Below are 15,339 nucleotides of genomic sequence, written 5' to 3' on the forward strand. Positions count from 1 at the left end.
CTGGCGCTTCGATTTTCGCGGTCGAGCGACGGCCGGTGCAAGGCGAGTCCACTGATCGCCTAGAACAGGTTCATTCGCAGGTAGATCTTGAGGATTTGCCCTTAGTGTTGCGCCATGGGGTCACGAGCCGAGATCGTTGTTATCGACGCAGGGGCACAGCGGAAGTTCTATACCCACTGGGGCGCTCGATCGCTACATCTGGACCTCTTGCCGGGAGCGCAGAGCGCACTGCGGTTTGCTACCGCGCAAGAAGAGGTTGAAAATTGGATTTACGACCTCGACGCTGCGGCGGTGATCGACGTGGATAACCGAATGTTGTTGTGGCACTCCACCGTGTGCAAGGAGTCTGCGATTCGCTGCGCAGTCTTCGAGACGATGCACGAGACTTGGCCGGATTGGACTGTCCATTGGGCAGAATTCCGAGAACGTGACTTGGTCGACTACTGCGCCGGTCGCTGGCCGCAATGCGTCGTCACGGTTTTCGGTCCCGATAAACCCCGGTTATACACGCCCGCCATCGATTTGGCGCATCTACTGGAGCAGGGGCCTGCACTGGTCGACGTCATCGCCGGTTGGAAGCACGCCGACCGCTTGCCCACCATGCCGCCGTCCGGCCTCCATCTCGTCCCAGCGCAGAGGTCCGGTGCCTGGTGGGCGTTCGACAACAATTCGGGTGTCCTGGAGGCGATCGCAGAGCAGTGGCGCGGTTGGCGCTGGGAGAACTGGGACGACCAGATGCTCAATGTGCTGTCCAAGACCGACCCCGGCCCACCCCCTGGCTTGATGGCGGCTTTCCAGTCCCTCTCTGCGAGTTTCGAGCAGCACCAGTTGCTCGACGCGGGCACCGAAGCATCGGCGGCCCTGCTGAACACGACGGACTGGCTCCAAGATCTCACGCACTCGCTCGGCCAAGCACCGACCGCCATCGAAGACAACACCTTCACCCACCGCCCAATCGACCTCTCACCAACCGAGCTGAACGCCACCCGCCAAGCAATCGCCACAGCGGCAATGCGGTCACAGCCCTGATGTCTGTCAATCGTCCGAATCGCCACCACCTTTATGACGTACTGACGTTCCGTGCGGATCGGCGCGCCGAACTGGTTGCCGGACTGTCCGAGTTGACGAGGATCTCTGAGGACCTAGAGCTCTACGACGACGTTCCGTCAGAACCGTTTCGGCGGGATGACTGACGCAAAAGGATCCGTTGCCAACTCCACCCGCACCGCCCAAAACTGGAACCTGTTGCTATTCATGTTGCATGATCGTCTGCAGCGGGGGTGAACCCCGGCGGTGGCGGGGGTACAGCGTGCGTCTGCGCCGATCGAGACAAGGGGACAGGGGTTCGGATGACCACCTCGCTCAATCCGCCGCCGCGGGTGCAGTTGCCGGAGAATTTCTTTCGGCGGGCGTATGAGATCTACCCGGGTTTGCGGGAAGCCGGTGGGGTGCACGAGGTGACCTTTCCCGGTGGCGGCACGGCGATCCTGGTGACCGATTACAAGTTGGCCCGGCAGGCGCTGGGGGAGCAGAGCCTGCGGAAGAATCCCTCCGCGACCACCAGCCCGCAGGTCAAGGAGTTCGCGGACCTCACGTTGCCTGCGCTGGCGATGGCGGAGCGGTTGCCTTGGTCGGATCCGCCGGAGCACACCCGCCTGCGCGCGTTGGTGGCCGACGCGTTCACGCCGCGCACGGTCGCCGCTCTTCAGCCGCGTGTGCTGGAAATCGCCGAGCGGCTGCTCACCGACCTCGCCGCGTCCCCCGATGATCCGGTCGATCTGTTGCCGACGTACGCCACACCCCTGCCGGTGCAGGTGATCTGCGAAATCCTCGGCGTCCCGGCCGAGGATCATCAGCAGTTCGGTGAGTGGGTGCACACAATGCTGTTGTCCCAGAACCCGGGTCGAGAACGCGCCCAGGCGAGCAAGAAATTCGCCTACTACCTCATGGGGCAGGTGCAGCACCGCAGGCAGCAAGCCGACCTGGTGTCCCGCACATCGGCGGACCCGTTGCCGGCCGACCTGCTCGGTACCTTGATCATTCGCTGCGATGCCGCGGTCGCGGAAGATCCGGCGCTTGCCGGCCTGCCGACCGCGGACCGGATCGCCGCGGCCGACCGGGCGATCGCGACCAACACCACCGTGCTCCTGGCCGCCGGATACGAAACCACCCGGGGGCTGATCGCCAACAGCATCATGCTGCTGACCCCCGGAATTCGCGACGAACTCGCCGCCGATCCGGATCGCATCGAGACCTACGTCGAGGAGGTGCTGCGCATCCTGAGCCCAGGACCGTTCGCCACCCTTCGATACACCACGGCGCCATTGACTTTGGGGCCGGTGGAGATTCCGGCCGGCCGGGTGGTCATCGTGGGGCTCGGCGCGGCGAACACCGATCCCGCGGTCTTCGACGACCCCATGCGGGTGCATCTGGCCGAACGCAGTGGCCCGAGTCATCTCGCGTTCGGTCTCGGCATGCACTATTGCATCGGTGCCCGACTGGCTCGGCTCGAAGGACAGGTGGCGTTGCGGGCACTGCTGGCGCGCTACCCCGACCTGTGCCTCGCCGCCGCTCCGGCCGAAATCCCGATGACCGAGTCGATCCTTACCGCGGCCCCGCAGTACCTGCCGGTTCGGCTCACGCCCGCACGAGTGTGAATCGCTATGGCTCAGAGGACCTCTGGAGAGAACGAAGATCACCCGGCACCCGCTCGCCGAAGTTCGGCGCCGGCAGGTAATCGACCGACGTTGACGGCCGGCCAAGCCGCAGTGCGGGATCGGCTGGCGAAGGCCAGGCTCGACGCCGACCCCCGGCTCAGCCAGCAGGATCTGGCCGATCTCACCGGCCTGTCGGTTGCGACGATCAAGGCGTACGAGTCGGGCGCCAGGAAGGTGACCCATCGCACCTTGGCGACCGTCGCTACCGCGCTGGGGCTGCCCGATCTGCACAGTCTGGAAGAGATTCTCGTGCAAGGCATTCAGCTCCAGCACGCCATGCCGGGGGCACGGACCGCCCCGGAACCGCGGGACAAGGCGTGGGTGCACAGCATGCCTTTTCCCGCCGCGCTGCTGATCCCGGGGTTGCTGTGGGTGCTGGAGGCGAATGCCGCCTACGAACGGCTCCATCCCGGCGTGCACGCGGGCAGCTCGTTTCTGGAGTGGCTGGTGCTCGACCATCGTTCCAAACATGTGCTGAGCGAAGATTGGTGGCCGGAAACGCATCTCGGTGTCTGGACCGCCACTCAGCTACGGCACCATTTCACGGATCAGGCCGATCGGCAGGTCTTCGAGCGGATGTCCGCGGCGCCGGAATTCCGGATCATGTCGACCCGGCCGACGGCACGGTTCTACGCCGGCCGCGCGCGACTGCATCTGCGCGATCACACCGGTCAGCGGTTCTATTACGTCAACGTCCACCGGGACGCCAACCCACTGCCGCGCACCAGCACACCCGCACTGCCGCCGGTGCTCTTCCATTCCCTGATCCCGGTCGAGACGCCGTGATCCGGAGTGGTGTCCGAGAACACGGGAAGTGCTACAAGTTGTAGACATTCTTTTCCCTCAGTCCTCGAAAGCTGCTGGACGCGTTGGTGATCGCGCGCGACGAGCCCTCGGGACGGTTGACAAGCAACGTGCGTGGTCAAAGACTTCATCGTGACGCTTGGAAAGCCGTAGGGCGCAGACCGTTAACGATCCGGTCACCTGATCGAATCCGGCATCGAGGAGACGAAACAACCGACGACCGAAACTGTTGCGGCGCTTGGCCGTGTATTGAATTGGGGATTGTCGACGCCCAAACATATTCGGCCCCCGCATAATCGGGAATCCGTGCGCGGAACCACGGGACCGAGAACAACTTTCAGAAAACTGAACTGTTCTTCGGTCGCAGTAACCGGAATCGCCGCGCCATCCGCGAGTAGATCGTTGCAGCTGGCGGCCCGAATCTTCCCTCAGGACGACCCTGCACCTCGATAGGTTCGCGGTGCCCGATCGTCCTGTCGGCGGCCACCCGTACGCATCAGGCCGATGCGCCCGAATCGATGTGGTTCTCGCCGCTGAAGGTGCACTGCCCGGTGCGAGCAAGTACGGTCCCCCATCTGGAGGGGAGGGGACCGCACCGAGTGCTGACCAGGCAGTGCACCTTCAGCGGCGAGAGCGGTCGCTTGGTTGGTGGACGGGCAGAAACGCACGTGGCATGCTTTCGCGATCCGATCGCCAGGGGATGCGACGTGAACCGAGGGGGACTCGAAGTGGACAGCTTTGCCGCGCCGTCGCCGGCACCCAGTACCGAACCATCAGCGGACTATCACCGGCGATGTACGGAGACGTCCGCCGCCCCGGGTCGGCAACCCCGCCGACTTCGAGGGACAACGCGTGGCGACCGCTCTCGCCGGACCGATCCGCGCTGCGCGTCGTACGCAGAACCAGTCGGATCCCGCTCGATCAATCGAGCAGAGAGCGATGCACGGCAGTTCTCCGACCAAGCCCTGCGTATCGCACTCGAGGTGCTCGATCGCCGCCGGCCGGTCGCGCACCTCGCGGGCATGGCCGAGGCCACGGTGGTCGCCGCGGTACGCACGTTGGTCAAGGGTGACTTCGTGCCGGGCCGCGAGCTGGGCACAGCGGTACTGAAACGAGTCGACGTCGCGATGATCGACGACTCCGCCGCAGAGCTGTTCGCCGCTTACGCCCGAGGTCACCGTCGTTTCGCGCTCGCCGCCCGCATCGCCCGCACGCGCGCCGACGGCTGGCGCATCACCGCCCTCCGAGTGCGCTGATCGCGAGTCGCATTCGGTTCGTCATGCCCGAAGCAGGCTCGCCTCGTTGAGAGAGTGCAAGGCGGCGGCTGCTTGTTGATCACGGTGCGGTACCGGTCGCGATTCTGCCTGGCCGGTCCAGGTCGTAGTCGGCGTGCCGGGCCGATCGAGATGCGTCGGCAGGTTGACGATGCCACGCGTCGCGCCCCGGCGTGGTTGCGCAGAGGTTTGGTAATCCCTTACCGCGTTATGCATCTGGGTGTTGCGCCAATCGGATGCGATCGTCCGGCGAGCTGAGCCCAGGTTGCTAGGATCGGCGCGCTACCGAGGAGGTGAAGTGTCGGATTCCAGGCGAGTGCCGATGGGGGTTGATCCGTTCAAACCCAATTCGGCGCGGATCTACAACTACATGCTCGGGGGTAAGGACTACTACGAGGCGGATCGGGAGTACGCCGAGCGGGTTTTGCTGGTTGCGCCCGATTCGAAGGCGTTGGCGCAGATGAGTCGCCGGTTTTTGCTGCAGGGTGTCACCCGGGCGGCCGAAGCGGGGATTCGTCAGTTCATCGATGTCGGCGCGGGCATTCCGATTTCGCCGTCGGTTCACGAGGTGGCCCGCGAGATCGATCCGTCGGTGCGGGTGATCTCGGTCGATTCCGATCCGGTCGTGCACGCGCACGCGACCGCGCTGCTGTCGGGTTCGTCCGGGCAGACGCCCATCTGGGCCGACCTCCGCGATCCTGACGACCTCATCGAGCGGTTGCGTTCGGAAGCGTTGATCGATTTCGCGCGGCCGGTCGCGGTGCTGATCGTCGGCGTCCTGCACTTCATCATGGACGACGAAGGCCCGGCCGAGATCATCGCTCGATTGCGTGCCGTGATGGCACCGGGCAGTCTGCTGGTTCTCACCCACGCGACCAGCGATTCCGACTCGAACTTCATCCGGCAGGCGATGTCGGCGACCAGGGGGAGTTCAGCCGTCCCCGCGTTGCGCTCGAGCACCGAAATCGCCACCTATCTCGATGGTTTCGAGATGCTCGATCCTGGCCTGGCACCCATCCAGGATTGGCTCGACGACGATTCGCCCACCACCCGCGTGGAGATCCTGGGCTGCGTCTGCACGAAGTCGTAAGTACTTCGAACGCTCAGCCCGCCAGCGCCCCACCCAGGAAGATCCCGCCGATGATGATCGCGGGCACACCGAAGACGATGGTGCCGACGATCGCGCCGAGGGCGGCTCCGGGGATGGCGGTGACGATGCAGCCGCCGAGGAAGCCGGGGATGGTGAGGGCGCCGAAGGTGGGAATGGTCGCGGCGCCGCCGACGAGCAGGCCGCCGAGCAAGCAGCCGAGGGAGGCGCCGACGAGGGTGCCGATGATCGTGCCCAGCGCGGTGCCGATGCCGACGATGGTGGAGAAGGTCGACAGCGCGGCGCCGAAAGCGGGGGACATCGGGTCCAGGGCGATGTCGTTCAGCTGGTCGGTGGTGCCCGGCGCCGGGGTCGCGCTCGCGGGGTCCACGCTCGGCGTCAGGGTCGCGGTGTTGCCGTCGATGCGGGCGGCGATCGGCCAGCGCTGGTTGTCCCGGTAGTAGCCGAGCGGGAACGCCGCCATCAGGTTGCCGCTGTCGTCGCGGATCTCGAGCTTGTCGTCGGCGGTGTCGAGGGAACCCGCGTCGGTGGACAGGACCATCGAGCCGCCGATTGCCTGTGCGGTGTAGTGCAGGCCGGCCGGTTCGGGGTCGGCCTGTGCCGTGCTCAGCGAACCTGCCACGATTGCCGCCGTCAGCACTGACACGGCAACGAATTTCGTCGATACATGCATGCGCACACTGCCTTCGATTCGGACTGCTGGCACGGCGGCACCGCGCGTCAGAACGGGTTTTCGGACATGTCGGCGGGACATCGTGGACGTCTCGGGCGTCCCGCCGACGATAGCTATACCGCATGAAGATATGCGTCAAAGGTAGGTCGGCGAGTCGCGCGGGACAAGGCTAGCTGAGTGTTAGCTGTGGCACATTGCTACTGCTGAGCGGGGGTCTGCTCCGAGCTCGAATGGCGCTCGTAGCGCGAACGGGCACGCTCGTAGGCCTTGTGGAGTAGCTCACGTGTCGTCGTCTCGGTCCGGGCCCCCGGATTCACCACGCAGAGCCACCCCGCAGAGCTGTAGGTGGGGTGGGGAAGGACGGTGTCGGTGACGCGGTAATCCACGTCGGTGGCCTGCTGCCGTGGTGTGTGGCCGGTCCATTCGATGAAGGCTGTCTTACCGGCGGCGATGTTGACTCGGAAGCTGTTGGGGCGGTGCAGATCTGAGCTGGGTTCGCCGGGGTAGTCCTTCGTGACCACCGTGGCGAAGGGCTGGGTTCTGGTGGGGATCACCCCATCGGGGGAGTAGTAGAAGAAGGTGTCGCCCCAACTGATCTCCGGCCAGTCGGTTCCCGCCGTGGGGCGGAGGGTGAGAACTCCGTCGAGGCCGGCCATGAAATCGATGATCTCGTCTATGGTCATAGGTTCCAGCGTCTCATTCAAGTGCTTGTGTGGACTTTGCGTGGCATTACGAGGAGATTTACTTGTCAAACCTCAAATCGCAGGTGAAACGCACGGTCGATATCGCTCGAGGCGCGGGCTACTCGGTCCAGCAGGTGCGCAATCTCGAACGCGACGGCGTGCTGCCGCCCGCGGCCCGCACCGCCACCGGTCATCGGATCTACGGGGATATCCATCAGCATTCGGCGCTGGCCTACCGAGCGCTCGCGGCCGGCGCGGGCCCCATCGAGGCGAAGCGGATTCTGCGGGCGTTCCACCACGGCCCGATCCCGGAGGCCCTCGCCCTGCTCGACGCGGCGCACGCCCGACTGCACACCGAGCGCGTCGAACTCGGGCATGCCAAACAGGCGGCAGCGTTGATCTCCCTCGAACCGATCGATGACGTGCGCGGCTCCGACTCGATGAGCATCGCCGAACTGGCCGACGCGCTCGGCATTCGCACCTCGACGTTGCGGCATTGGGACGCAGAGGGTTTGGTCATTCCGGAACGCGACGAGACACACCAAGGTGCCCGGTACTACCCGCCGAGCCAGGTTCGAGACGCCCGCATCGTCCATCAACTCCGAAAAGCCGGTTACCGGATCGCGCACCTGCGCGCCGTGATGCCGGAGTTGCGTAGCGCCCACCGATCCGAAGACCTGCACGCCGCGCTCGCCGCCCGCGACGCCGGCCTCACCGCCCGCGCCACCGCGCTCCTCGACGCCGCCGCGGAACTGCGCATCGTGATTTCGCTCGGTACGAAAAATGATTCGACGCAAGAGGATTCACCGTTCGGCCCACCTCGGCAGCGGGGCCTCGGCCGATGAAGACCACCTCGCGACAACTTCGCACAAGGTCGATTCCTGACTGAAAACGATTGAAAGCAAGCGGAATTCGATCGAGGCCGACAGTGTCGTGCATCTCCGACTTGCGATCGTCCGACGGCAATGGCACGATTCCCCCGTTCGGGGGGCTTGTTCGGCATCGCCGAACTCTGTGTTGGACAAACTTCGATGGGGGAAATCCGTGAATCTCGACTTCAGCGCCGACCCACAGTTCTCGTGGTACGTGGTCCTACTGCTGGTGAGCGGCGTAGCCATGCTCGCCCTCTCTTTCACCAAATCACAGGGCAACGTGGGCCAGATCCTCAACGCCGTCTTCGGCACCCTGTTCGTGGGTTACGGCATCTATCTCGCCTTCCTCTTCGAGGGCGGCTCGTACTGGATGTTCTTCCAGGCGTTCATCCTGCCGGTATTGCTGGTGTTCCAGTGGGTCAAGTCGCGAGGCCGCTCCGCGTAACGGCCGATTACCAGGCCACGCCGCTGGCCGCTAGCCGAATTGGTGCGGTCAGGGTCACAATCCTCCTCTGACCAGGGGGAACAGGTACCGCGCCGAGAAAAGGAGTTTCGGGGAGCGGCATGTGGCTACCCCTTGGAGAACGCCGATACGGGCCGTCGGCGCGGAAACGCGTAGACGGCTGGTCGGCGGGACCGCAGTTCACCGGTACTCGGTGGGCTGCCACGACAGCGGGAAGGAAACGAATACATGCTGATGCTCACCCCCACCGCCATCGAGGTCGTTCGAACCATCACGTCCGCGGAAGGCACGCCGGATGAGGCCGGTCTCCGCATCTCCACCGTGGACGGCGCCGAGACATTACAGCTCGAAGTGGCCGCCATTCCGGCCGAACAGGACCAGGTCCTGACCGCCGAGGGCTCCCGAATCTTCCTGGACCAGGAGGCCGCCGCGTTCCTGGACGACAAGGTGCTCGACACCGGAACGGACGCCAACGGCGCCGGTGGCTTCGTTATCGCGTTGCAGGGCAAGTATTCCTGACCGAACGTTGAATGGACGCGTGGCCGCTGCGGCTACGCGTCCATTCGTTCATGCGACCAGTGTGAGGTGAGTGGCTCGGCTCCTACCGGTGCCACCCGCTCGCGTCAATAGGCGAGCAACGGCCTCGGCCACCCGCCCCGGCTGCTCCAGAATTACTGAATGCCCTGCACCCTCGACCAGGACGAAATCCGAGTACTCGACTGCGGCGGCCAGTGCGACGGAGTGCGACGCCGGGGTCATCAGATCGGCGGAACCGCACAGCACCAGGGTCGGGATCGTAGAGAGCACCGGAAGCGCGTCGGTCCGGTCGTAGCCCATGAAATCGCTCAAGAAGCTCGCCATGGTCACGATGGGTGTCTCGTTGTGCATCGCGTTGGCCAGCGCGAGCACCCGCGGACTGACCTTGCGATCGCCGAACTCCGCCATCCGGATCACCGGTGCGAAGACCTTGCAGGCCAACAGCTTCGCGTGCTGCATCAGCACCGGAGCCCGCCGGACCGCCGCCTGGAACACCGAAACGACCGGATTACGCAGCAGCCGCCCGAATCCCGCGTCGGCCAGCCCGCTCGCCGCGGTCGCGATGAGCCCGACTCCGACTATGCGCGAACCGATTTCGTGCGGACGCTGGCTGACGTAGGTGAGCACGGCCATGCCGCCCATCGAGTGACCGACGAGCACGACCGGACCGGTAGGGGCGACGGCGTCGAGCACGTCGCGCAGATCGTGGCCGAGCTGCTCGAGGTTGTAGGTCTGCCGGGACGCCGCGCCCGAATCGCCGTGCCCGCGATGGTCGTAACTGACCACCTTGGCCCCCCTGTACTGGCGAACCAGCGCGTCGCGGACGTAGGTCCACGACTCGGTGCGCAAGCAATGCCCGTGCAGGAGAACGACGGTGAGCTCCGCGTTGCGCGGCCCGTATTCACGAACCGCCAGCGCCACCCCGTCTTCGGTCGAAACTGTGGCACGACGCTCGGCCGAGGTGACGATGGTGTTGGAGTTCGGCATCGGAGGCTCCGGGTTCGCTGGTGGTGACACCTACAACTTTCCGCCGGATCCGCCCGCGGCAGCAGGCCCCCGAGTGCTGAGCCCGGACCTCCGAGGTGGAGCAGATCACCACCCTAGGTGGCTGTTCGTCTGGCCGCCGGGGCTGCGGCGGTTGGCCCGGATCGCCAAGATCGTCGAGCGCTTCCCTGCGAATCCGGCCTACCGATGTTGTTCGCGTCACCCCGTATGGACCGGCCACCCCGAAACGGACACGGGTTATGCTGCCTCGATCCGGATGCTCGACGGGAAGGGGGCGTGGTGCTTGGGGTGGGGGACTCGTTCGCCGGTTACCTCGTCGAGGGCGTGCTCGGACAGGGCGGGATGGGCACGGTCTATCGGGCCCGGCATCCGCGGTTGCCGCGACTGGTCGCGCTCAAGCTGCTGCACCGCGCGGTGTCCGAAGACGAGGAATTGCGGCGGCGCTTCGAGCTGGAAGCCAATGTTGTTGCGCGGCTGGATCATCCGGGAATCGTCGGGGTGTACGACCGCGGCACCCAGGACGGGCATCTCTGGATCTCCATGCAGTACATCGCAGGCACCGACGCCGCGCGATTGGATCCCCGTGCGACGCCTCCGGGACATGTCGTGCGGATCGTCGCCGACACGGCGGACGCGCTCGACTACGCCCACGGCCGCGGCGTGCTGCACCGGGACATCAAACCGGCGAACATCCTGCTCGCCGAATCGACATCCGGTCATCCCTCGCGCGCGATCCTCACCGATTTCGGTATCGCCCGATTGCTCGATGCCGACACCAAGCTGACCGCGACCGGAACATTCACCGCCACCCTCGCCTATGCGTCGCCGGAACAGCTGTCCGGTGAACAGGTGGACCATCGCGCCGATCAATATTCGCTGGCCTGCACGCTTTACACGTTGCTGGCCGGTCAGACCCCGTACCCCGCAACGAATCCGGGTCAGATCGTCGCCGGGCACATCACCAAGCCGGTCCCGCGGCTGAGCGAGCGACGTCCCGACCTGCCGGCACCGCTCGACGACGTCATCGGCCGCGCGATGGCCAAGCAGCGGCACGAAAGGTTCGCCAGCTGTAGCGAATTCGCGGAGGCGGCGCAGGACGCGCTGTCCGGCCGGCCGGCCGTCGCGGGGTATCGGACGGCGCCGACCGTGTTCAACACGCGCCCTGAACCGTCCCCTGCCATCGACGCGCGAAGCCGCACCGCTGCGACGATGCTCAATCAGCACTCGGGTCCGGTGGAGGCTTATCCACAGCAGATGTCGCCGGTCCCCGATCCGCCACCGTCGGCCGGCACCGCCAGAACCGCTGCCGTCCTCGCCCTGCTCTTCGGCCTGATCGCCGAGGTACCCGCGGTCGGCGCGGTGATCGAGCTGGCCAGGGGACACGGCACCGACGCGGCGACCGAGATGATCGCTATCGCGGCCGCCGTCACCGCACTGTCGGCGCTGCTGATCGGCGGGGCCATGGCACTGCTGTTGCGGAAACGCGGCGGAAGAACGGCGGTCGCCGTCGGTTCGGCGATCGTCATGCTCGCCGGCCTGGCCGCCGTAGGTGCGGTACTCATCGATCGTGACTACCCGAGTCTGGCCATTTTCGGTGCGGTGCCGGTGTTTTCGCTCGCCGCGCTCTGGTGCGCGACCGCGCATTCGACCACGCGCTGGCTCGCGTACCGGCCGCGGGACGACAGCGAAATCTGACACGGCAAAGGTGGGCCTCGTAACACGAAGCCCACCTTCCCATTCCAGCTGTCTACTTCAGCGTGATGTCATCCACGCTGTACGACCCCTGGCCGTACCAGCCGTGCACCCAGACGGTGACCTTCGTGGTCGAGGCGCCGGTGCTGAACTTGGTCGAAAGTTGCTGGTACGCACCGCCGGTACCCGGAGTCCAGGTGGACGTGTCACTGGTGCCCGAACCGGTGACGCCGAGGTAGACGTAGTTGCCGTTCACCCACGCCGACAGCGTGTACGCGTGATTCGGCTCGACGGTGATCTCCTGCGCGCATTGCGCGGTGTCGCTGCTGCTCGCCGCGGCGGTGAGGGCGCTCTTGCCGCCGTGCACCGGGCTGGTGACGAGGGTGCCGAGGTTGCCCGCGCAGGACCACGGGGACAGTGAACCGGCCTCGAAATCACCGTTGACCACACCGTTTCCGGTGGGCGGCGTGGTGGTTGTCGTGGTCGGCGGCACGGTCGTGGTGGTGGTTGTCGTGGTCGTAGTCGTGGAGGTGGGCGGAGTCGTCGGTGTGGTGGTCGGCGGCGTGCAGGTGGACGCGCTGCCGTTGACGGTCTTGATCACCTGATTGAACAGGGTCGAGGCCGCGTCCAAATTCTCCAGCGAGTACATCATCGCGCCGCCGAGTCCCTTGCAGTGCAGGTAATCCGACTTGGCCTGGATGGATTGCAGCGAGTCGCCGCCCCAGAAGTTGGTGCCGTCGTAGAAGTAGGCGGCCTGCGCAACCGGGTCGTAGAACGTGCGGGACGGATTGTCGACGACACCGGCCAGTTCCTTGTACATTCGGATGCCCGGGACGTTGCCGGAGGACGGTCCACCCGGCGCCGGACCGGTCGCGGGTTGGAACAGCCCGTTCTTGTTGCCGGGCTGCACACCCGTCCAGCCGCGGTAGTAGAACGGATAGCCGATGGTCAGCTTGGTCGGCGGGAAGCCACCCGGGATGCCGTAGGAACTGTCGCCCGTGGTCCACGCGGTGATCGCCTCGTCGATGTTGTACTTCGCGTTGCCCGGCGGCACCGGGTTCATCGGATCGTCCGGCCTGCTGTAGATCGGATCCTGGAAGTTGGTCGGGCCCTTAGCATCCCACGCTCCGTGCATGTCATAGGTCATGACGTTGACGAGGTCGAGGTAGTTGCCGAGCTTGTCGGTCTCGTAGTTGCGGATCTTGTCCTGCCCTGCCGCCACGGCCGCGGTCAGGGAGTAGTGCTTGTTGTCCACCTGGCCCTGCGCGTCCAGCTGCTTGCGCAACTCGGCGGTCAGCAAGGTGAAGTTGGCCCGGTCGGCCGGCGAGGCGTGGTTGCCGAGATGGCCGCCGCCACCGGGATACTCCCAGTCCAGGTCGAGGCCGTCGAACACGCCCTTACCGGTGCCGGGGCCGCCGTATCCGTCTGCCTTCGGCAGATTGCCCTTGATGAACATGTCGATGCAGGAGGACGCGAACTTCTTGCGCGAGGCGTCGGTCGCGGAGATATCGGAGAAGAACTTCGAGTAGGTCCAGCCGCCGATCGACAGGAGCACCTTCAGGTTCGGGTGCTTCGCCTTCAGCTGCTTGATCTGCTTGAAGTTGCCCACGATCGGGTCGTTCCAAGCGTCCGCGGTGCCGTCGACGCTGATCGACGCGCCGAACGACTTGCCGTAGTCGGCGAACGAATCACCCGCACCGTCACCGGCATTCGGGTTGTTCTCGTCCTGGCTGGCCGCCTTGTTCGCCTCGAAGCAGGTCAGGTCGGTGGGGTGGATGTTCGCGAACGCGTACATCATGTAGTCGAGCTTGCCCGCCATACCCGAGGTGTCGACGTTCTTGAGGTAGAAGGCGTTTTCGTAGACCGACCATTGGTTGTAGTAGCCGATCTTGACACCGCCGGACGTCGGGGGCGCCGCGGCCGCCGTCTGGGCCGGTGCGTTGGTGAATCCCACCAACACCGCGGCTATGCCGATCAATAGACTCGCGACAATTGCGACGAGCCCGGTAGATTTCGCCGTTCGCATGGGGTCCTCCCTATGGGGACGTTGGATCGGTCCCCGATGAACGGAAGTCGCATAAAGGTCAGCGAATCGTTCACCGCGACATTTCTGTGCGCGCGGCGATGGCCCGAAGATCGTAGGCGAACGAGAACCGAAATATATTGTGCTGGTGGTTGTCCCGGCCGATGGGGGTGCCGCCGATTCCGGCCAACCGTTTGAATCATGACATGAACGGCGACCTTCGGATCCCCAGTGAGAGTGGGGATCTTGGCTGGTCAGCGTCGGTTTTCCCCAGTTCTGAAGGGTAGACGCCGAGCAGATTGCAGGAGGTGCAATCGGTGGAAACGCCCGGTTCCTGCCGGCGGTGCCGCCGACAGGAATCAGGACTTCGAACTACTCATGTTGTGATCGATCATCCGGTGACAAGTCGTCCCATCGAGTGAATTTCATCGACGTCGCCGCCGGTGATGAAGGACCACGGTGCGGTGAAGAATCCGTTGTCACCCCAACTCGCGCCCCAGGAATTCTGGATGGTGACGCCATTCTGGTCGTATCCGACGATCGTGACCTCGTGGCCGCCGACCGTGCGCTCGTTGCGCGACGGGTTGTAGCGGGAATGGCCCGGGCCCAGATCCATGAAGCTCTGCCTGACCTCGAAGCCGATCGGGACCGGCAGGCCGGCCGCGATCGCATTCTTGATGTTGGTCACGCGATCACCGGAATCCAGATCCTGTGCGCCGGAGAGCTTGTAGTGCGCGGCATTCGCGCGCTCCGACGCGTCGGGCTGGGTGGTGTAATCGAAATCGCCCTGCCAGTAGTGGGATTTGGTGTCGATGCCCTGGTTGCGTTCCATCGGCAGCGCGACGCCCGCCCAGGTGCCCTGGTCGTTGCCCTTCGCGATCTGCGCGTAGATGTACATCGGGGCCATCGGGCCGCCGGCGATCTTCTGCTCGTTCATCAGCACGGCGTAGCCGGTGTACCCGGTCGCCCAGGCCACGCAGGACCCGACCGGACCCTGGTCACCCGCCGGCGCCGCGAACTGCTTGAGCGAATAGGACGCCGGCGCGACGGCGGAGCCGACCCGCACCGGCAGCGCGAAACCGGTGCTGGTGTCCTTGTCCTGATTGGCCTTTGCCGCTTGCACGTCGAAGCCGAAGGAATGGTGCTTGAGTTCGGGTCCCACGGTGGGCGGATCGGCCTGTGCGATTCCCACCGAGACGAGTCCGATGCCGACCGCGAATGCCATCGCGGCAGGCAGTTTTGAATAACGCATGACAACTCCTGGTTGATTTGTCCGTTTTGTCAATTTAGGGCAGTTGCCCGATGCGCACCGGACGCCGAAATTGTTGAACTGTGGAACAGTCCGGGCTCTCCGTTGCTACGTTGCGAATGCTCCTCGCAAAACATCACTGCGGCAACAGCATTGAGTGTTGTTATCGTGTTTCGGATTGGGGACGTTCCCCACTTGCCGCCGTCGGAAGTCGCGGCGTAGTTTTTCCTGAAATTCAG

Annotated in this window: 14 protein-coding genes; 9 read left to right on the forward strand and 5 right to left on the reverse strand. The window is 65.0% G+C overall.

The annotated features are described in order from the left end of the window. Positions 1-114: 114 nt before the first annotated feature. The 5 genes from ACFYO1_RS06085 (at position 115) to ACFYO1_RS06105 (ending at position 5,885) form a co-directional block, all read left to right on the forward strand. Positions 115-1,029 carry a hypothetical protein gene (locus ACFYO1_RS06085; protein WP_387227650.1) on the forward strand — a complete coding sequence of 305 codons (915 nt, stop codon included), beginning with the start codon at positions 115-117 and terminating at the stop codon, positions 1,027-1,029. Between the two features lie 320 nt (positions 1,030-1,349). Beyond that, a complete protein-coding gene (locus ACFYO1_RS06090; protein WP_387227653.1) occupies positions 1,350-2,657 on the forward strand; it encodes a cytochrome P450 in 1,308 nt (435 codons plus the stop codon). A 90-nt stretch (positions 2,658-2,747) separates the two neighbouring features. Beyond that, positions 2,748-3,503, forward strand: a complete 756-nt coding sequence (locus ACFYO1_RS06095; protein WP_387227655.1) for a helix-turn-helix domain-containing protein — start codon at positions 2,748-2,750, stop codon at positions 3,501-3,503. A gap of 536 nt (positions 3,504-4,039) precedes the next feature. Then, the gene (locus ACFYO1_RS06100) at positions 4,040-4,777 is read left to right on the forward strand and encodes an Rv3235 family protein (protein ID WP_387227657.1); all 738 of its coding nucleotides are present in this window, start codon (positions 4,040-4,042) and stop codon (positions 4,775-4,777) included. A 316-nt stretch (positions 4,778-5,093) separates the two neighbouring features. Further along, positions 5,094-5,885, forward strand: a complete 792-nt coding sequence (locus tag ACFYO1_RS06105) for an SAM-dependent methyltransferase (RefSeq protein ID WP_387227659.1) — start codon at positions 5,094-5,096, stop codon at positions 5,883-5,885. 13 nt (positions 5,886-5,898) lie between these two features. Here ACFYO1_RS06105 and ACFYO1_RS06110 read toward each other — a convergent pair whose 3' ends face one another. Together ACFYO1_RS06110 and ACFYO1_RS06115 are read right to left on the reverse strand one after the other, a co-directional pair. Then, positions 5,899-6,549, reverse strand: coding sequence for a hypothetical protein (locus ACFYO1_RS06110; RefSeq protein WP_387227660.1), 651 nt, complete (start codon positions 6,547-6,549; stop codon positions 5,899-5,901). Between the two features lie 224 nt (positions 6,550-6,773). Beyond that, entirely contained in the window at positions 6,774-7,259 is a 486-nt protein-coding gene (locus ACFYO1_RS06115; RefSeq protein WP_387227662.1) for a DUF6194 family protein, read from the reverse strand. A gap of 62 nt (positions 7,260-7,321) precedes the next feature. Here ACFYO1_RS06115 and ACFYO1_RS06120 point away from each other — a divergent pair, with 62 nt between their 5' ends. From ACFYO1_RS06120 to ACFYO1_RS06130, 3 genes are all read left to right on the forward strand, one after another. After that, positions 7,322-8,104, forward strand: coding sequence for a MerR family transcriptional regulator (locus ACFYO1_RS06120; protein ID WP_387227664.1), 783 nt, complete (start codon positions 7,322-7,324; stop codon positions 8,102-8,104). A 199-nt stretch (positions 8,105-8,303) separates the two neighbouring features. Continuing rightward, the gene (locus ACFYO1_RS06125; protein WP_387227665.1) at positions 8,304-8,576 is read left to right on the forward strand and encodes a hypothetical protein; all 273 of its coding nucleotides are present in this window, start codon (positions 8,304-8,306) and stop codon (positions 8,574-8,576) included. A gap of 246 nt (positions 8,577-8,822) precedes the next feature. Next, a complete protein-coding gene (locus ACFYO1_RS06130) occupies positions 8,823-9,113 on the forward strand; it encodes a hypothetical protein (protein WP_387227667.1) in 291 nt (96 codons plus the stop codon). Between the two features lie 48 nt (positions 9,114-9,161). On the opposite strand, the gene ACFYO1_RS06135 is transcribed toward ACFYO1_RS06130, so the two are convergent. Then, entirely contained in the window at positions 9,162-10,118 is a 957-nt protein-coding gene (locus tag ACFYO1_RS06135; RefSeq protein ID WP_387227669.1) for an alpha/beta fold hydrolase, read from the reverse strand. 306 nt (positions 10,119-10,424) lie between these two features. On the opposite strand from ACFYO1_RS06135, the gene ACFYO1_RS06140 reads away from it, so the two are divergent. Further along, positions 10,425-11,831, forward strand: coding sequence for a serine/threonine-protein kinase (locus ACFYO1_RS06140; protein ID WP_387227671.1), 1,407 nt, complete (start codon positions 10,425-10,427; stop codon positions 11,829-11,831). A gap of 52 nt (positions 11,832-11,883) precedes the next feature. On the opposite strand, the gene ACFYO1_RS06145 is transcribed toward ACFYO1_RS06140, so the two are convergent. Both ACFYO1_RS06145 and ACFYO1_RS06150 read right to left on the reverse strand, forming a co-directional pair. Continuing rightward, on the reverse strand, positions 11,884-13,854 hold the full coding sequence (locus ACFYO1_RS06145; protein WP_387227673.1) for a glycosyl hydrolase family 18 protein: 1,971 nt from the start codon (positions 13,852-13,854) through the stop codon (positions 11,884-11,886). 388 nt (positions 13,855-14,242) lie between these two features. Next, positions 14,243-15,103 (reverse strand): C1 family peptidase, encoded by an 861-nt coding sequence (locus ACFYO1_RS06150; RefSeq protein WP_387227675.1) that lies wholly within the window; start codon positions 15,101-15,103, stop codon positions 14,243-14,245. Positions 15,104-15,339 lie beyond the last annotated feature (236 nt).

Origin of the sequence: Nocardia sp. NPDC006044, from assembly GCF_042871115.1 — a bacterium.
In the GTDB taxonomy this organism is placed as follows: domain Bacteria; phylum Actinomycetota; class Actinomycetes; order Mycobacteriales; family Mycobacteriaceae; genus Nocardia.